The 19,605-nt window shown below is 40.1% G+C and carries 13 protein-coding genes and 1 CRISPR repeat array; of the genes, 6 read left to right on the top strand and 7 right to left on the bottom strand.

Translation table 11 applies throughout. From position 1 onward, the window contains the following. Positions 1–194 precede the first annotated feature (194 nt). Entirely contained in the window at positions 195–812 is a 618-nt protein-coding gene (locus tag ACFG4S_RS04655; RefSeq protein WP_392533693.1) for a DUF642 domain-containing protein, read from the bottom strand. Positions 813–878: 66 nt separating this feature from the next. Beyond that, the gene (gene modA / locus ACFG4S_RS04650) at positions 879–1,733 is read right to left on the bottom strand and encodes a molybdate ABC transporter substrate-binding protein (RefSeq protein ID WP_392533692.1); all 855 of its coding nucleotides are present in this window, start codon (positions 1,731–1,733) and stop codon (positions 879–881) included. A gap of 605 nt (positions 1,734–2,338) precedes the next feature. Between modA and ilvD the strand changes: the two genes are divergently transcribed. Continuing rightward, positions 2,339–4,024, top strand: a complete 1,686-nt coding sequence (gene ilvD / locus ACFG4S_RS04645) for a dihydroxy-acid dehydratase (protein WP_392533691.1) — start codon at positions 2,339–2,341, stop codon at positions 4,022–4,024. 215 nt (positions 4,025–4,239) lie between these two features. Here the strand turns inward: ilvD and ACFG4S_RS04640 are convergent, their stop codons facing one another. Then, the gene (locus tag ACFG4S_RS04640) at positions 4,240–5,913 is read right to left on the bottom strand and encodes a flavin monoamine oxidase family protein (protein WP_392533690.1); all 1,674 of its coding nucleotides are present in this window, start codon (positions 5,911–5,913) and stop codon (positions 4,240–4,242) included. Between the two features lie 421 nt (positions 5,914–6,334). Continuing rightward, the gene (locus tag ACFG4S_RS04635) at positions 6,335–7,561 is read right to left on the bottom strand and encodes an acetate kinase (protein WP_392535909.1); all 1,227 of its coding nucleotides are present in this window, start codon (positions 7,559–7,561) and stop codon (positions 6,335–6,337) included. 404 nt (positions 7,562–7,965) lie between these two features. On the opposite strand from ACFG4S_RS04635, the gene menH reads away from it, so the two are divergent. After that, complete coding sequence (gene menH, locus ACFG4S_RS04630) at positions 7,966–8,775, top strand: 2-succinyl-6-hydroxy-2,4-cyclohexadiene-1-carboxylate synthase (RefSeq protein ID WP_392533689.1); 810 nt, start codon at positions 7,966–7,968, stop codon at positions 8,773–8,775. A 23-nt stretch (positions 8,776–8,798) separates the two neighbouring features. Further along, positions 8,799–10,509: direct repeats of the CRISPR family, unit length 37 nt; unit sequence GTTTCAATCCCTAATAGGGATTTTGATTAATTGCAAT. A 340-nt stretch (positions 10,510–10,849) separates the two neighbouring features. On the opposite strand, the gene ACFG4S_RS04625 is transcribed toward menH, so the two are convergent. After that, positions 10,850–11,617, bottom strand: a complete 768-nt coding sequence (locus ACFG4S_RS04625) for a circadian clock KaiB family protein (protein ID WP_392533688.1) — start codon at positions 11,615–11,617, stop codon at positions 10,850–10,852. Between the two features lie 311 nt (positions 11,618–11,928). Continuing rightward, on the bottom strand, positions 11,929–13,227 hold the full coding sequence (locus ACFG4S_RS04620; protein ID WP_392533687.1) for a type IV pilus twitching motility protein PilT: 1,299 nt from the start codon (positions 13,225–13,227) through the stop codon (positions 11,929–11,931). 732 nt (positions 13,228–13,959) lie between these two features. On the opposite strand from ACFG4S_RS04620, the gene ACFG4S_RS04615 reads away from it, so the two are divergent. Both ACFG4S_RS04615 and wecB read left to right on the top strand, forming a co-directional pair. Then, entirely contained in the window at positions 13,960–14,334 is a 375-nt protein-coding gene (locus tag ACFG4S_RS04615; RefSeq protein ID WP_392533686.1) for a hypothetical protein, read from the top strand. 244 nt (positions 14,335–14,578) lie between these two features. Continuing rightward, positions 14,579–15,691 (top strand): non-hydrolyzing UDP-N-acetylglucosamine 2-epimerase, encoded by a 1,113-nt coding sequence (wecB, locus tag ACFG4S_RS04610; RefSeq protein WP_392533685.1) that lies wholly within the window; start codon positions 14,579–14,581, stop codon positions 15,689–15,691. 322 nt (positions 15,692–16,013) lie between these two features. On the opposite strand, the gene ACFG4S_RS04605 is transcribed toward wecB, so the two are convergent. Next, positions 16,014–16,694 (bottom strand): peptidoglycan-binding protein, encoded by a 681-nt coding sequence (locus ACFG4S_RS04605; RefSeq protein WP_392533684.1) that lies wholly within the window; start codon positions 16,692–16,694, stop codon positions 16,014–16,016. A 462-nt stretch (positions 16,695–17,156) separates the two neighbouring features. On the opposite strand from ACFG4S_RS04605, the gene ACFG4S_RS04600 reads away from it, so the two are divergent. Continuing rightward, positions 17,157–18,194: an NADP(H)-dependent aldo-keto reductase gene (locus ACFG4S_RS04600; RefSeq protein ID WP_392533683.1), complete on the top strand. Its 1,038-nt coding sequence runs from the start codon at positions 17,157–17,159 to the stop codon at positions 18,192–18,194. Between the two features lie 111 nt (positions 18,195–18,305). Further along, complete coding sequence (locus tag ACFG4S_RS04595) at positions 18,306–19,433, top strand: aryl-sulfate sulfotransferase (protein ID WP_392533682.1); 1,128 nt, start codon at positions 18,306–18,308, stop codon at positions 19,431–19,433. The last annotated feature ends 172 nt before the right edge of the window (positions 19,434–19,605 follow it).

The following is a 19,605-nucleotide window of genomic DNA, read 5'->3' as shown; positions in this document are numbered from 1 at the left end:
GGCTCTAATTAGTGTCAATAAAATAAACACTTTATCCAGATTTATAAGAGTTAGCTATTCAGCATAGATAATCTCTGCATAAACCGATTATGAGAATTTTAAAATCAGATGAATTTAAGTGGCATTCTCAACACTATAGAGCCAGATATTGATTGAGAGTTTAAGAGAATGAAAGTTAGCTTCCGAGCTATGGTTTATTCATTCTCAGGATTGTCACATACAGAGTTTTCCCCTTGTTGATCTGTGGATTTGACACTCACATCATCCAAGTATAAAAATGCATACTTGGCTCTGGAAGCAAACTTGATCTCCGTGGATGTTTCTTTGGCTTTAAAATAAAACGTGTATTGTGTGTAAGGTTGGTGAGAAGTATTTTTTTTCGTACAAACTGGCTTTTCACGTATAAAAGCCTGAAATTGATTATCAAGATCAGGTGCTTCCTCTGTGGATGCAAAATAGAAAGTAAGTCGGTAGTATTGCTCGACAACTGTAGGGATAGTCTGTGATATGTAGCTCAAGTTTGTAAATCCACCAAGCGATAAACCTTGGTTACCAGTGTTAGCAAAATTGTCAATCCTAGTACCTGATGTATCTATCGGATCGCCAGTTTTAATCCATCCTGTAATATTAGGATTTGTAGCGTTGGGATTATTAGGATCTACGAGTGCGTCGTTTTCAAATCCCCCGTTAGTAATCAGTTCTGGTCCTTCTGCTTGTGCTGCTGATTTATAAGTATTGGTAATCACAGCAGTATGAACGAGAGCAGTGGTCAAACTACAAAAAATAATTGAGAGTTTTTTAGTGAACTTCACGAGACATAACTCCAAATAGTTTAAAATTCGCGACAGCGAGTACTTGATTGATTTACTTTGTGGTGCTTAAGGTAAGATGAACCCGTAAGTATTTTTGAAGATATTCTGGGCAGTAGTACCACTTAAGTAGGTAGAAAAACTCTGTGCTGTCGATAAAACTGTAGTGTTGGCGAGTATACCCAGTGGATAGACAATCGGATCGCTCTCTGTTGTTAAGGCCGTTTCTACCACTCTTACCTTGCTAGAAATGGCAGCATCAGTTTTGTAAACGGCACCTGCATCAATAGTTTTATTTACGCCTCCAACTACAAGTGTTTTATTTTCAACAGCAGTTAAGACATTACGCACATTGCTAGCGAGGTATGTTTTAGGACTAACAGTAGTGAAAATACCTCGGCTAGTAAGAACTTGTTTGGCATAATTTCCCGCCGGCACAAGTGGGGGAGTACCTGTGTAATCACCTATGGCAATACCAGTAATGTTCGCGTTGGTCAAACCATTGAAGCTAGTCAGAGCAGCGCTTCCAGCACTAACAGGTGGTGTCGTAGGTGCGATCAAAACTAGACGGTTTTTGACAATGTTTTTACGGCTACCTGAAACCAATTTACTTGGGGTTGCATTCTGCAAAACATCCATTTGGTCGGTAGCAGCAGAAATGAAAATATCTGCTGTTGCTCCTGCTTGTATTTGGCTAAGTAAAGTACCAGAAGCACCAAACGTATAGACAATATTGACACTTGGGTTAGCACTTTGGTACTGAGTCTTAATGTCATTGAGCGCGTTTGTTAAGCTGACAGCCGCAAATACGTTAAGTGTGGTTGTGGAGTTTGCTGGTGATAAATTGACAAACTGTAAGCCTATTACCAGCATCATGCTAGCAACTGCTGTAGCCATCCAAGTAATAAATCTTCTTCTGTTCATGAAAGTCATAGTTTTAGATGAACTCCCATCACTCACATAATCCATACCTGGACACAAAAAACCAATCAGAAAGGCTTTTAGCAATTCTGATGATGGAAATTGATGATTTCCCAGTACGATTACTTAAACAGAGAGTAAAAGGGATAGAATTATGAAATTCTACCAGTAAAATAGGTAATTACCAAATTAATTGGTAGACAAACCATGACAATTGAAGTATAAGTTTGTAGTTTCGTCACATAAATTGCGCCAATAAAAACTCTTATTTATATATTTGTAGAGCTTTGTAGAGCTTGAAACTATTGAATTACGAACTTTTATAGTCTAAATTACCTTATTTACGTAAATACTGGTAGGTAGCCATTTAAATACCAACCAATGTTAATTCAAGTTTAAAGTTGGTAAGTTTAAGGTTGGTAATTTTGTGAATTAGCAAGAAACGAGCAAAATAATCAGCTTTTGGGCGTAAGTCCTAAAAAACTATGGCTGAGGAAAAGACACGATGAAACATGGAGAATTACCCAAACTCGATCGCACTGCCCAGGCATGAGAAAATCAGGTAATACAATCGCAGCTGTTGCGATGATGGTACGGAAGGAAAAAAAATGTCGGAGAATTTGAGAAGCCGAATTGTCACCCAAGGGGTGCAGCGATCGCCTAATCGAGCTATGCTGCGTGCAGTTGGTTTTAAAGATGAAGATTTCAATAAAGCCATTGTGGGCATTGCCAATGGTTATAGTACAATCACTCCCTGCAATATGGGAATCAATCAACTGGCAGAAAGAGCAGAAGTTGGTGTAAAAGCCGCTGGGGCGATGCCGCAAGTGTTCGGTACCATTACTATTAGTGATGGGATTTCGATGGGAACTGAGGGTATGAAATACTCCTTGGTGTCGCGGGAAGTGATTGCTGATTCCATTGAAACCGCGTGTACCGGACAAAGTATGGATGGTGTATTAGCAATTGGCGGTTGTGATAAAAATATGCCAGGGGCAATGCTGGCGATCGCCCGGATGAATATTCCGGCTATCTTTGTTTACGGTGGTACTATTAAACCCGGTCACTACAACGGACGCGATTTAACTGTTGTCAGTTCGTTTGAGGCTGTTGGTCAATACAGTGCCGGCAAAATTGACGACAAGGAATTATTAGAAGTTGAAAGTCGCGCTTGTCCTGGTGCGGGTTCCTGTGGGGGAATGTTCACGGCTAACACCATGTCTTCGGCTTTCGAGGCGTTGGGAATGAGTTTGCCTTATTCTTCGACGATGGCGGCGGAAGATGCCGAAAAAGCCGACAGTACAGAAAAATCGGCATTTGTTTTAGTGGAAGCCATCCGCAAACAAATCTTACCTCGGCAAGTTATTACTCGTAAATCGATCGAGAATGCCATTTCTGTAATTATGGCAGTGGGTGGTTCCACAAATGCGGTGTTGCACTTTTTGGCGATCGCTCGTGCCGCAGATGTAGAGTTAACTTTGGACGACTTTGAGACTATCCGCGCCCGTGTCCCCGTTTTGTGCGATTTAAAACCAAGCGGTAAATATGTAGCAACAGACTTGCACAAAGCTGGTGGCATTCCCCAAGTGATGAAAATGCTACTAGCCCATGATTTAATACATGGTGATAGCATTACGATCTCTGGTCAAACCATTGCAGAGATATTAGCAGATATTCCCGAAGAACCTTCACCTAATCAAGATGTGATTCGTCCTTGGAATAACCCGATGTATGCCCAAGGTCACTTAGCGATTCTTAGAGGCAATTTGGCAACAGAAGGAGCTGTGGCGAAAATTACCGGGGTGAAAAAGCCAGTCATTACCGGGCCTGCACGGGTATTTGAATCAGAAGAAGCTTCTTTGGATGCCATTCTGGCGGGTAAGATTCAAGCTGGGGATATTTTGGTCATCCGCTATGAAGGGCCGAAGGGCGGTCCGGGGATGCGCGAAATGTTGGCTCCCACCTCCGCAATTATCGGCGCTGGGTTGGGTGATGCAGTGGGATTAATTACCGATGGGCGCTTTTCTGGCGGTACTTATGGGATGGTGGTTGGTCACGTTGCACCAGAAGCCGCAGTTGGAGGAGTGATCGCTCTTGTAGAAGAAGGTGATAGCATTACCATTGATGCACCCGCTCGCTCATTGCAGTTGAATATCTCGGAGTCCGAATTAGCCCGTCGTCGTGCTAATTGGCAACCTCCAGCACCACGTTACACTAAAGGCGTGTTGGCTAAATATGCCAAGTTAGTATCTTCTAGTAGTCTTGGTGCGGTGACGGATTTGGATTTGTTTTAAACTAGGGAGTGGGGACTAGGGATTAAATTCTTCCCCAATCCCCAATTACAAAAGTCCTTCTCTGCATTCTCTTCTCTGCGCCTCTGCGTGACGCCAGTTGCTTCTCCTGTCGGAGACGCTACGCGAACAAGTCGGCAGAGCCGCCCAACGTACTGGCTCCTCTGCGTGAGACAAGAGGTCTAAAGTACTTGTCATACTGCCACAAGTTTAAATGACTATTCGGTGAAATCATCAGAAAAACGTTGCGCCCTGGGAATTTTGCGATAACGATGTAGTTGATTGGTAGGAATTAACTGTTGCTGTCGAGCAGCGTTATCTCGGAAACCTAAATCTTTAAGGATTCTTCGGGCTGCAACTTCACCTGTTGCACAACCACCTTCCATATATCCTTGATAGGATAAAGAACAATGTTCGCCAGCAAAAAATAGATTGCCTACACGTTTTTGTTCAGCTCCAGCGATGCTCGTCCATTGTCCGACTAAATAGCAAGCATAGGAAGCTCGTGTGTATTTTTCTCCAGGCCAATAGGCGCGAATAGCTTCACCTTGGCGGAGGTTTTTGATTCCGGGGAAAATTTGATTTAATTGTGGCAAGAGTATTTGGGCTTGAGATTCTGCTGAACCTTTACCCAAAGATAAACCATGTTCACCACCAGTAAAGTCAGTAATTAGACCTTTGACGCCTTTTTGGTAGCGGCTGGCTTCCCAGGTGTTTTGAAAGCCTGTATCAGTAAATGTTGCTCCTGTTGAGTTATATTGAGTGCGCCACAATCTTTGTTGATAGGCTGTAATTATTTTCGCATTCGTACCATATCCTAATTCGGCGATCGCTTTTCGTTTAAATGCTGGTAAATTCACATCCAACTTGACTAAACGCAAGGTGCTAAAGGGCAATGTCAGCAAGATTCTTTCATAAGTGCGATCGAATTTTTTATAACCAGACCGTAAGCTAACTCGATAGCGTCCATCAGGACGAATACAGATAGCTTCTAATTCTGTCTCCGTTTCTATAACATTTGCTAAGGAATTCGCTAACAGGCGGGGTACTTGGTCGTTACCACCACGAATGGTATAACGTTCATCGCTTTCACCGTAAAGTGAGAATGTATCGGTGTTAGTCCCAATTAAAAACAGCAGATTTAAACAAGATTGTTCTGCGGCTTCTCGACCATATTCAGTAGTATAAGAAACCTTCAGCATTTCTTGCAGAATGGGATTGATTTGTGCTTGCTCTAAATAGTCGGCAATGGAGGTATTATCTAAAGCCAAAGCCGCCTGATTATAAGAGCGATAAGTTACATCTCCATCGCCAATTGCAACTAAATCATCGTCAATCTTCTTTGCTAAAGGGATAAAGTAATTAATAATTTCTAATTCGGGAATTTTGCGTCCCTTAAAATACCATATTTCTGGCACTAATCCCTTATCTGTGGCGAGGAAATCGACGATTGTTAAACCCAGTTCTTGAGCAAGCGATCGCAAGCTAGTATGATCTGTATCAATAAATTCTCCGCCTAATTCCACAGTCACGCCAGTACCCGCAGCATTGGCTAAACTCCGCATTCTACCACCAACACGGTTTCTCGCCTCAATAATGTCTACAGGAACCCCAGCTTGACGTAAGCGGTAGGCAGCAGTCAAGCCAGCAATTCCCGCACCCACTACCAGCACTTTGGGAATTGTGGCAAAAGCCGCAGAATCACGTCCATTACCCCAAGTAGCTGTAGCTAATGCGCTTGCCAAGCCCAAACCCCCATACAGTAAGCGGCGACGAGTGGTTTTTTGTTTTAAAATATCAACTATTTCATCTGTGGGAACGCCAGTTTTCAGTGATGCTCTTGCAATTTTATAAGCCCGTTGCAAAGATCCCATTAGTTGAGACTTAGCCATTAAGCAAACCTCTATTTATGCCAAAGTTTAAACATATTAATAATTACATATTGAGCATTTTTTTAATATACTAAACAAACTAAAACATCAAAAATTTTAATTTCCTTATAATAGCTTGATTTTACTTATAATTTTATCGCTCATCTAATTTTGTCTATAAAATAAATTGGTACAAATAAAGCTAATCTGTCGAGAATGTCATTTGTCATCTTTTGCTTTTTATTAGTAAGGGTTTCAGGTGCGTTTACTTTTTGTAATATACTTTTGTTTATCCCCACCTACTTATTTAGTCTCAAGCAGAGAAAGAAAATCTGATTCATCAATGCTACTTTTTTAATAGGCGTTGCATAATTGCGGAATGATTTGAGAATTAAGAGCTATATATAATCACCGTGTCTCCGTGTCAGCTGCAATCATCCCATCATTGAGCAATGCCTTTTAATATTTGCCAACAATGTTGAGCGATCGCCCAATCTTCTTGAGTGTGTATCACTAATATTCGCACTGTTGAGTCAGATGTAGCAATATCAACATCAACAGGTTGTTGTTGATTTTTCTCAAAGTCTATTTTCAATCCCAAAAATCCTAAGGCTTCACAAGCGGCTTGGCGAATTGCTGGAGAGTTTTCACCCACACCTGCGGTAAAAACTAAAACGTCTAATCCTCCCAAACTGGTAAGCATTGCACCAATACCAGACCGCAAGCGATGCACGTAAATATCCCATGCTAGTTTCGCGCGGGGGTTACCTTGGGCGATCGCTTTTGTCACTTCACGTAAATCACTAGATATACCCGAAATACCTCGCAAACCAGAAGTTTTATTTAATATGCGATCCAACTGTTCGACGGAGTAATTGCAGTACCGCAACAAGTGAATTAAAATCCCTGGATCGATTGAGCCAGAACGACTACCCATCATCAATCCTTCCAAAGGTGTGAATCCCATAGTAGTATCAATACTGTGACCATTTTTAATGGCAGCCAAAGAACAACCATTGCCTAGATGACAAGTAATTAAACGTAGGGATGCTAAATCTTGACCGAGAATTTGGGCAGCACGAGCAGAACAGTATTCATGACTGATGCCATGAAAGCCATAGCGTCGAATGCCCTGCTCTACCCACTCATAGAGTCCCGGATAAATTGCTGCTGCATCGGGGAGAGTAGCATGAAATGCAGTATCAAATACTGCTATTTGGGTGACTTCTCCTAAGATTTTTTCAATTGCTTCTATGCCCGCCAACGCGGCTGGATTATGTTCTGGAGCGATGTTAGATAAATTAGCGATCGCTTTTTTCACATCCTCCGTAATTACCACACTATTTTGATAATCTCGTCCACCATGTACTACACGATGCCCTACCACATCTATTTCTGACAACCGATCAATTACTTTGGTAGCACCACCAATCAGTGTATTAAGTATATAAATAAGGTGTGCTTCTGGAGAGTCAATGGAAATTGATTCTTGCAGTTTTTTACCTGTATTAGTTGTTACGTCAATTTCTGCTACATCCTGGTTTTGAGTCCAGTTGACTTTCCCTTCCCAAACAGGTTCAGGTGCTTGGGAAGGGAGAGTCTTATCTGCAATTTCATAGAGACAACTCTTTTGGCTGCTCGAACCAGCATTTAGCACCAATATCTTCATATGACAATAGAGAAACATTACTTATTTTAATCATGTCACAATGCATTAAGATCAATACTTATCAGGTTTTGCTTTTTTAATTCCAAATCGGGTTTTGAGAAAAGGGTAAAGTCTAAGGATTAAAGGTTTTTTCTTTCCCTTTTTTCCAAAAAACCCTGAAGTATTGGCATTAAGATTACACGTCGATACAAAAAACCTACGTTGTCGGTTGGTGGATAATTTCTACTATTACCATCATTGATTCACAAAGTATTTGCAGCATTTTTCAGGTAGTACTTTGTTAAGTTAGTTTTTAGGGTTTGTAGTAAGCACTAAATTGCTTACCCATAAATTTAGTAGTACCTCTCGTTCCCCTAGCCTCTCGTAGAGAACTTGCTATATATTGTTGTATCAAACAAAAAAATATGAGTTTAAAAAATTATCAATTTAACTATTGTTTTATTCACAAAATAGATAAACCATTAATTGTTTTTTTACACGGTTTTATGGGTAATATTGATGAATTTAATGAAGCCATAGAATTACTATCTGAAGAATTTTCTTATTTAACAGTTGACTTGCCAGGACATGGCAAAACTCAAGTTTTAAGTGGCGATGAATACTACACAATGCCAAATACTGCCGATGCGATAATTAACTTATTGGATCGGTTAAAAATTGCCAAATGCTTTTTAGTTGGTTATTCTATGGGTGGAAGATTAGCTTTATACCTAGCTCTACATTTTCCGGAACGTTTCTTCAAAGTTATACTAGAATCAGCTTCTCCAGGTTTAGAAACAGAAGTAGAACGATTAGAACGAATTAAACGTGATATGCAGATCGGTAGAAAATTAGCAAGAATTACTGCCAAAATTGATTTTGCTGCTTTTCTCTCCAACTGGTATAATCAACCAATTTTTGGTTTTATAAAAAATAATCTGCAATATGAAAAAATGCTAGAAAATCGCTTGCATAACAATCCCCAAGAATTAGATAAATCACTACGCTTCATGGGTACTGGGTGTCAACCTAATTTGTGGATAAAGCTACCAGAAAATACAACTCCTCTCCTTTTATTAGCGGGTAAATATGATGAAAAATTTGTATTTATTAATACGAAAATGGCGCAAGTATGTAAATGTTCCCAGCTAAAAATAATTGTTGAAGCTGGACATAATATTCACTTTGAAAAGACTTTGGCATTTGTGCAAATTCTGAGAGATTTTTTTAATTAGTGTCAACGATCGCTCCATTGCCAGTTTCAATCCCTAATAGGGATTTTGATTAATTGCAATCGCAGTGTCAGAATCTCCAAGCTCCACCAGCATTGGTTTCAATCCCTAATAGGGATTTTGATTAATTGCAATACTAGTAACACTGCATATGAACAGACTTCTTTAGACCAGCATTGGTTTCAATCCCTAATAGGGATTTTGATTAATTGCAATCAGCAAGCTTGACTGTCATTTGAAAATAGATGTAATCGTTAGTTTCAATCCCTAATAGGGATTTTGATTAATTGCAATCTCTGCCACCAGGTATGACAACAGAGATGCTTTCTGTTTCAATCCCTAATAGGGATTTTGATTAATTGCAATTTGGTGACATAAGCTGGAAGATCGACTTCTTCGGTTTCAATCCCTAATAGGGATTTTGATTAATTGCAATCCTACTCTGAACCGAATATCGCACCACACTCTAGAAGCGTGTTTCAATCCCTAATAGGGATTTTGATTAATTGCAATCTAATATCGCACAAGGCACGGCAACAGAAGCTCAGTTTCAATCCCTAATAGGGATTTTGATTAATTGCAATTTGTTGCTCCTCAACTTCCTGCATATCAGCAGATTCCGGGTTTCAATCCCTAATAGGGATTTTGATTAATTGCAATTTATCTAGTACCCTAACTTCAGTATAGGATTTTTGTTTCAATCCCTAATAGGGATTTTGATTAATTGCAATGAAACTTGTGATAGGCGGAAAAGAAGAACTTATTCGTTTCAATCCCTAATAGGGATTTTGATTAATTGCAATAACTTGCACCGATAACGTTTAGCCATATTCCAAAGGGTTTCAATCCCTAATAGGGATTTTGATTAATTGCAATTTGTCAAAAGTGGCGGTAAATGGGTTTACGATGGTGTTTCAATCCCTAATAGGGATTTTGATTAATTGCAATGCGTACTGCCATCGAGTAAGGAGCTACCCAAAGGGTTTCAATCCCTAATAGGGATTTTGATTAATTGCAATCTGTCATTTCTAAAGATGAATAGGTTTCTAATGAAAGTTTCAATCCCTAATAGGGATTTTGATTAATTGCAATCTGCGCTCATAGCTACCACAAGTCTCAGACTGCTCGTTTCAATCCCTAATAGGGATTTTGATTAATTGCAATAGCGAGTAGATATGGTAAATGGTTGCTAAATACCGTTTCAATCCCTAATAGGGATTTTGATTAATTGCAATCAAGCAAATCAAGTTCCAATTGATTTGCAGTTAATGTTTCAATCCCTAATAGGGATTTTGATTAATTGCAATCTAACAAGAATTGCTGAGTGTGCAAAATTTTCAAGTTTCAATCCCTAATAGGGATTTTGATTAATTGCAATATGTTGTCAGCGATGAGCATGGGGTCAAACTGTGGTTTCAATCCCTAATAGGGATTTTGATTAATTGCAATGAGATCGAGCGATTTGCTCAAATAATCGGCATGTTTCAATCCCTAATAGGGATTTTGATTAATTGCAATAACGGCCGGCGAAATAGCAAAAAGAGTAAAGCAAACGTTTCAATCCCTAATAGGGATTTTGATTAATTGCAATGCAAAAGTGTTCTCTCGCAGCGGCAAGAAATCCCCAGTTTCAATCCCTAATAGGGATTTTGATTAATTGCAATAAAATTGATAAATGATTTTTCACTACCCAGTACAAAGTTTCAATCCCTAATAGGGATTTTGATTAATTGCAATTGCTTGCTTCTGAAAGTCTTGTGATATTTGATTTTCAAGGTTCAGTTGCGCGGATGATAAAATCATAACATAAGGACTTGGGATTTTACTAGATGCAAATCCCTGAAAGCTAGACTAGATAAGGTGCGCGGATGGTTTCCAGATGTCACTGCCGTCAAATGCTTACATACAAGGCAATTCAGCGATTTTTATGGTCACTCCCTCATAAACACCTACCCATCCGCGCACTCGGCAAAGAAATTAGTCGAATTAGCTGGTAACTATCAATTAGCTAAGCTCACTTCTCAGTTGGGCTAGGCCTATACACTCCCATCTAGGAAATTAACGTTTTTAATAAAATTTAAAATTTTTCCTTAGCACCCAACATCTGTAAAATTTTGTCCACATGATCCAATTCTCCAACAATTCGCCGAATTGGGTGAGGCCAAACCTTGACCAGGGTAGGAGTAGCAGAAACCTGATTAACTTCTGCTTGTTCTGGATGAGTTAAAACATCAATCACTTTTAGAGTATAAGGGTGTCCGAGCGATCGCTCTAACAATTCGTGTAAATTGTGAAGGATACGTTCGGTAGTTCCGCTATGTCCGGCAACAAACAAGCGCAGAACATAGCCTTGAGTTGTAACTTGCTCTTTTTGTACTATCACTGGTTGGTGATATTTTGGCACAGGCTCAGAAAGGTCTAAACGGACAATTAAATCGTGATCGTCCCAAAGTTGCGGGAATGAAGAACGATAACTTGTTAACACCATGCGATCGCATAACCCTTCCTGCCAAGGAGCAGCTTGCCATACTAAGTCTCCTGTGGCAAAAATCGCATTTAGTAAAGGTTGATGTCTAATTACAGCTGGATATGCCTCAGCAAAAGTTCGCACTTTTTGACTGCGCGGATCTAACCAGTGGTCAATAGTCGCAGTATAACAAGGTACTAAAAAGTGTGGTGGCTCTGGTAAATCTAAGATTTCTTGCAAAGCAGAACACAAATGTAAATGCCATCGACCTTGTTTGCTAGGGTCGATGCAATAAATTAAATCTCCTCCAGGTGTAAATAGCGCAATGCCTTTGAACAACTGGGGTGTAGATAGTTTGTTTGTTGTCAAGTTATTCACGGAGGCTAAGGAACTAAAAAGGAAAATTTCTCTCTGTTACCTTTTACCTTAGCTATAACCACAACCAGGAACACAAAGATATTTGGGATAGGAGATGAGGGAGATATAATTACTGACTACTAAATATTGACCAGTCCCCAGTCCCCCCGGATTTCTCACGCATAGTGTAGGCAGAGAGGGAAGAGGAGTGTGGGGAGTGTGGGGGGTAAGACTTCTTCCCCATCCTCCCACACCTCGCACACCCCTTGGATTTCTCACTTGTGAGAAATCCAGGTCCCCAGTCCCCAGTCCCCAGTCCCCAGTCCCCAATCCTAAACTCGACCTCGGAGAAATTGCGCCATTTCGTTAGGAGTTGGTGACATTTCCAAAGCCGTTTCTTCAGTAATGCGACCGTCTTGATAGAGATTGAGCAACGACTGATTCATAGTGATCATACCGTCAAAACTGGCTTGTTTCATCAATTCGCCAATTTCATCATACTTACCATCTTTGATCCATTCTTTAATAGCCTCAGTGTTGATCAGCACATCGTGGAAAGCAGCCCGCTTACCGTCTGTTGTGCGGCACAAACCTTGAGCAATTACTGCCACTAAAGACTCAGAAATTGCTACCCGCATTGCATCCTGTTCATCACCAGAGTACAAGTTAAGTATCCGCTCGATGGTTTTAACAGCGCTGTTGGTGTGCAAGGTTCCCATTACCAAGTGACCAGTCTGAGCGGCTTTTAGGGCGGTGTTGACTGTTTCTTTATCCCGCATTTCTCCCACCAGAATCAAATCTGGATCTTCCCGCAAAGCTGCCTTTAAAGCGTTGTCAAATTTTCGGGTATGCATTCCCACTTCCCGCTGTTTGACCAAGGATTTACGGCTTTGATGGATAAATTCTATCGGGTCTTCAATGGTGATGATATGCTTAGCCATCTCTTTATTGATGTAGTCAACCATCGCCGCCATTGTTGTGGACTTACCAGAACCAGTCGGTCCAGTCACCAAAATTAAACCTTTGTGGTGATGACAGATATCCCGAAAAACCGGAGGTAATCTCAACTGTTCCATAGTTAAGATTTTCAGCGGAATCAACCGCAATACCATTGCAGCTCCTTTGAGAGAGCCAAAGACGTTAATCCGCACGCGAGCGAAGTCGTACTGAGTTGCTCCGTCAAATTCTAAGTATTCTTCAAAGCGCTGAATTTCTGCCTCAGTCATCACCTCAGCCAACCAACTCATGAAAGCCTCTTTATCCGTTTCTGGATAATCCGTTGATTGAATTTCTCCTCGGCTACGGAAGCGGGGGACTTCACCTATACCCAAGTGCAAGTCAGAATATCCTTGATCGTAAGCTTCCCTAATTAATTTCTCTAAAGTGAGCTTCGGACTGCTATTTTGAGGCTGAGCTGAAGTAGGTATTGGTGGTGGTGTACCCGGACGATGAGATGCAACAGGTGCAGAGTTAACAACAGGAGAGTTGCTACTCCTATCAGCTGACATATCCAATGTTTGTGTCATCTGTCGCTGTGTACTAAACGTTGCCATTGGCGGAGGCGGTGGCATTGGTGGCAAGTTACGACCGGCAGCAGAGTTAGAATTTAATGGAGACTGTGATTCTGTCATATATCTTCACATTTGGCAGTCAAAAAGTTGAATTAGCGAGAAGTCAAGCCACTTACTTTAGATAAGTTCTGAAGTAGGCTGATGTGCAAGCCCTGGGGGTAATGCAAGGCGATTGAAACTCTACAGCCACAGTCAATCCATTTCATCCACCTCACCTTGTATCTTTTTTTCGTTGAATTTACTAATCAGAATTTTTATAAAAATTTTTTAGCTTCTATAACCTGGTTTAACACACGTAAGGACTCAAATCACCTCAGAAAATACACTGTGAATCTAAAGAGCTTTTAAGCACCATAGCTATAACGTAAATATTCTAACTATATTAAATGAGAAAATTACCGCAAGTATGTAGATTAATTGCTAGCAATTAACAACACAAACACTAGCAGTTCATGAATTCAGCCAGTATTTAAAATTATGAGAAGACTTGGGAATTATTATAAGAAATGTTAAGTTGAAAGGGGATAAGGTCTTGGGGATCGAGGTTAAAAGCTTATGCCTTTTAGCTTCTATGCCTGAAGACAGATGCAGATAACAAGCTTTTTAAATGAAAGGCAACTTGACTTTACATTCATAATTACGAAAAATTAACTGTAAAGTTTAGTAAAAAAATGCTCATTTTCCTGATTAGTTTTTATATACTGAAGTTCAATAAATGATTCAGTTTACTCGCAAAATAGCGAGAACAAACTGAGAATTAAAACTTGCTGTGTATTTTTGGGAGGAAAAGTCATGGTTTCGGCTCAGAGCTCTAATCTAGGAAAGACCTACTCCTTGATGATGATTAAAAGCTTTTTAATATGGACTTTCACATTAGCAGTATGCTTGCTAGTTGTGGGTTTTCCACTTGTTGTTTTGATGGCTACGGTGGGATGTCTGCTGTCAATCATTTTGCAATCTGTGATGCCTGTTAGTGCTGTTTTATTGGTAGCAGGCGGTTTAATCATGTTTAATGTAATGGCAGTTGTATTTGCTGCGGGTGTGCTAACTCTGAAAGGAGTTCATCCTAGCGAAGTCAAATGGTTAAGTTGGTTGCATGGAGAGGCAGACCAAATGCAGACTACTGTTTACGCTGCTTGCCCTTTAACTTGTGAGATTAAAATCTAATCCTTACAATTTAATTCGACAAACAGTGCGTCTGCCCGGTTAAACCGGGTTTTTTCATTTTTTATATGATTTTAGTTGTGAGATTAAAATATAGTCCTTAGGTATACCCGCTTCAGTCGGGTTTTTTCATGTTTTGTATGATTTATTGTTTGATATTTATGTTTTCTGTGATGATTGAGCATTAACTATTGACTATTAGGCTATAGACCATTGACTATAGCCTTTGACAAATTACAGATGACTAATGACTAATAAAAAGCAGGTTTGCATTATTCTGGGTACTCGTCCGGAAGCGATTAAACTAGCTCCGGTGATTCAAGTGTTCCAAAAGTGTTCAGATTTTGAGTTGCAAGTAATTTTAACTGGACAGCATCGGGAGATGGTTGAGCAAGTGATGCAACTGTTTAATATCAAGTCAGATTATAACTTGGAAATTATGCAAGCTCAGCAATCTTTAAATGATATTACCTGTCGGAGTTTACAAGGGTTAGAAGCGTTATTCCAGCAAAAAAAGCCAGATTTAGTGATAGTGCAGGGAGATACTACCACAGCTTTTGCCGCAGCTTTGGCAGCCTTTTATCAAAAAATTCCTGTGGGTCATGTCGAAGCAGGGTTAAGAACTGATGATATATTCAATCCTTATCCAGAAGAAGCTAATCGGCGATTGATTTCTCAAATTACTCAGTTGCATTTTGCGCCAACTCCTTGGGCTGTAGAAAATTTGCACCGTTCTGGTGTTTTAGGTGAAATTCACTTGACAGGTAACACAGTAATTGACGCATTGTTGAATGTGGCTGCAATGCAAATAGATTGCGATGTACCGAATTTAGATTGGGATTCATATCGTGTTATGTTAGCAACAGTACATCGTCGGGAAAATTGGGGACAACCTCTCAAAGCGATCGCTCAGGGGTTTTTACAAATCTTAGACAACTTTCCGGATACAGCTTTGCTTTTACCATTGCACCGAAATCCCACAGTGCGAGTCCCATTACAGCAATTTTTAGGAAATCATCCCCGAATTTTCTTGACGGAACCTCTAGATTATGGTGAACTAGTGGCAGCAATTAGGCGATCGCATCTTTTGCTTACTGACTCTGGTGGATTACAGGAAGAAGCCCCCAGCTTGGGAAAACCAGTATTAGTTTTGAGAGACACCACAGAAAGACCAGAGGCTGTTACAGCTGGTACAGCAAAACTTGTGGGAACTACAAGTGAGAACATTTTTGCAGCCGCTAGTGAGTTACTCAGTTACCCAGATGCTTATGAAGCAATGGCAAATGCTATTAATCCTTTTGGGGATGGTCATGCAGCAGAGCGCATTTTGGAAATTGTACAAAATTACTTGGGTCTTTAATTTCCAACATCAACTTAGAAATCTAGATTAAACAAAATCCAAAAGCTGTTTATTAGGGTGTATTTTTTTACAGCATAATGCAATGAAATGACTCTCGTATAGTACGTTATACCTTTATAACGCGCTATACGAGAGTTAGATTTTATTAAATCCACCTTCCTGATATTGATGATTGATGCGATGAATTTTGTCTCAGGCAAAAGACGAAAGAATCTACCTTGTATTTTGGTAAAAAATGTCAATTGATCTCCGAAACATACAACGCCGTATCAGATATTTCCAAGTAAGGGCAATTCTTGAATTGCCCCTAAATTAGTCATTGTTAAATACCCAGAGCTACTCGAGTTTCAGGACCAACGATACCATCTACAAGTAAACCTTTACTTGCTTGAAAACTTCGGACTTGACGAACAGTTTCTGGACCGTAAACTCCATCAACTGTGATATTACCTAAAGCTGTTTGAACGTCTTTAACAAGCTGACCTCTAGAACCAGGGCTAAGGGTAAATGAACCACCAACCCCACCAGGTCTAGTCATAGTAGGACTGTCCGGTTTATCGCCAATCCATCTGGCAAAAACATATCTACCTGTAGAAAGCCTAGCAAAACCGTTTTCATATCGTTCAATTGCTGGAAGTGGAGAGCCATTTTTTACACAGTCTGTATACGAGTAGCTAACGCTTGGTCCTGTACGAATACGTAGACAACTGCCGTTAGTTCTTACATATGCTGCCAAAGTCATTTCAATTTGGCTGACAGCAATAAGTAATACACCAACACCAGCTAAAGTTAACCAAGCCGAAGATTTAAGAAGTTTTTTCCAATTGAGTTGAGATTTTAGTAGATTAGATTTGCTGTTTGTAGATGCCTTTTTTTTAGTAATAACTATGGAAGAAGATTTAAGAGGTTTTTGCAAAAATTGGGATTTTGGTAGATTATATTCAGTGTTTGTAGATGCCTCTTCTTGAGCAATAAACATGTGCGAATAAGCAAGATATTCCATAATGCACTCCTTTATATGAACAAATAAGTCCTTACAGAGAATTACTGTGCTTTTCTCTGTATTTATTCTTAGTATATTTTATATCACTTCGCTGAAAAACGTTTTTACTGGTAGCAAAATTAATAAAAATAAAATTTAGTCACAAGATTCCAGCAGAAAAAGCAGGCGATCGCTTTTTTTCAAATAATAGGACTGACGCAAACAATAGCCAAAACCCTGATTTTCAGATAAAGGCAATTCATAAATTACCCTTAATAGCACTTATGAATATTTATTAAGACTTAATTCTAGAAGAATCTTAAAACTTTCTGATATACTACTGCAAGTAGACTGATCTACCGTAGTATTTGCTGAGGCTCAAAAAATCCATTGCACAAAAAATCAATAAAAGCAAGTATTGTATCTTACATTTTGGGATTTTTTATTGCTCCAACTTATTTAACTTAAGACCAATACAAGAATATGAAATATAACCAACTTGGCAACAGTGACTTAAGAATTTCAGAAATTTGTCTGGGCACTATGACTTATGGACGGCAAAACACCATCGAAGAAGCACACCAACAGCTAGACTATTCTATTGCCCAAGGAGTCAACTTTATTGATGCAGCTGAGATGTATCCAGTACCTCCAAGTGCTGAAACTTATGGATTAACTGAAACTTACATTGGAGAATGGTTAAAACACCAACAAAGAGATAAAGTTATTATCGCTACTAAAATTGCCGGTCCTGGTAGAGGCTTTAAATGGTTACGTGGTGGAGCCGAGGCACTTGATCGCGATAATATCAAAGAAGCGATAGATGATAGTCTCAAAAGATTACAAACAGACTATATCGATCTATATCAAATTCATTGGCCGGATCGCTATGTGCCACGGTTTGGACAAACGGTGTTCGATCCAACTCAAGTAGGAGAGACAGTACCCATAGCTGAACAGCTAGAAGTTTTTGGCGATGTCATTAAAGCAGGGAAAATTCGCTATATCGGTTTGAGTAATGAGACACCTTGGGGAGTCACTCAGTTTAGTAACATTGCTAAACAGTTAGGATTGCCCAAAGTTCTTTCGATTCAAAATGCCTACAACTTACTCAATCAAGTATTTGACGGACACTTAGCAGAAGCAGTTTATCACGAAGAAATTGGGTTACTAGCTTATAGTCCTTTGGCGTTTGGCTTCTTAACTGGCAAATATTTAAATGGGAAACCAGAGAAAACAAGAGTTAGTTTGTTTGAAAATTTTGGTCAGCGATATCTCAAACCAAAAGTAAGCGAAGCAGTGAAAACTTATGTAGAAATTGCCAAGCGCCATCAATTAAGTCCAGCACATCTAGCTTTGGCTTTCGTGCGGAGTCGTTGGTTTGTCGCTAGCACAATTATTGGTGCCACGACACTAGAACAACTCAAAGAAAATCTCGAAAGCGTGAATGTAGTTCTCGACAAAGATATTTTGGAAGAGTTGGATATAGCTCATGCTCAGTCTCCGAATCCAGCACCGTAAGAGTGCTGAGTAGGGAGTGGGGAGTAGGGAGTGGGAAATGGGGGAATAACCAATGCCCAATTTGCAAAGATAGCTCGAATGATCAAAAACTAGATATTTACTAGGTAGGATATGACTTTTACACCAACATTGGTTGACCAAAATACTATTCGTCGTCGGGGTACTGGTTTAAAAGCTTACAATCCGGAAAAAGTCTTCAAAGGATACACGCTTTTTACACCTCTGACAGGTCAAGGTGAAGTCTACCTGTTGAATCTAGAAGGAGAAGTAGTACACCAGTGGAATCTGCCATATCCACCAGGGTTATATGGTTATCTCTTGCCTAATGGTAACCTCTTTTATAACGGTAAGACTCCACCAGAAGAGCCACTACGTTTTGCTTTGTGGGCTGCATTTAAAAGTGGGGTTGTTTTAGAAGCAGATCCTAAAGGGAATATTATCTGGGAGTATAAGCATCCAGATCATCATCACGATGGACGTAGGCTAGCTAATGGAAACACGATTTTACTAGCGATTGAAAAAATACCTCAGTCTTTGGTTCCTCTGATTAAAGGTGACATAGCAGGTACAGAACCAGATGGTAATATCTATGCTGATGTGCTTTATGAAGTGACTCCAGCAGGTGAAATTGTTTGGACTTGGCACGCCCACGAACACCTCGATCCGGATATATTTACGATTACTCCTCAAGATCATCGACACGAATGGACTCATGGAAATACAGTCGGGGAACTCGCTAATGGCAATATTATTGTCAGTTTTCGGAATATATCGACAGTGGTGATTATCGATCGCCAAACTGGAGAAATTATCTGGACCTTGGGTGATGACATACTAGCACAGCAACATTTCCCGAACGAATTAGCTAACGGTAATATCCTGATTTTCGATAATGGCGCACATCGGCGTCACATCGCTCTCAATTTCTCTCGTGTGATTGAGGTCAATCGCCAAACTAAAGAGATAGTTTGGGAATACACCGATAGCCCGCCCCAAAATTTCTTTAGTTCCTACATATCAGGAGCGCAACGTTTAGGGAATGGCAATACCTTAATTACAGAAGGTGCCTATGGTCGGATATTCGAGGTGACAGTTACAGGAGAAATTGTTTGGGAATACATCAACCCCCACTTTGCAGCTCGGAATATTCCAGGTGAGAAATCGCCGGTAACCCGTGGGGAGCAAAATTCAGTTTTCCGCGCCTTCCGTTATGCACCGGAAGAGATACCCTGGCTTTAGGAGAAGGCGGAGGGGAGGGGTAAGGGGGTAAGGGAGACAAGGGGGACAAGGGACATAAGGGGACAAGGAGATTAAAAAATTCCTAACTCAGCACGGGCTAAACGCCCCGCTATCCATGTACAGCACTCCCAATCCCCCATGCCCATTTAAGATTTGAGAATTTGGATGAAAA

The organism is Nostoc sp. C117, assembly GCF_043099735.1.
Lineage (GTDB): Bacteria > Cyanobacteriota > Cyanobacteriia > Cyanobacteriales > Nostocaceae > Nostoc.
The sequence above is the reverse complement of the archived record's forward strand: the minus strand, read 5'-3'. Positions and strand labels throughout refer to the sequence as shown.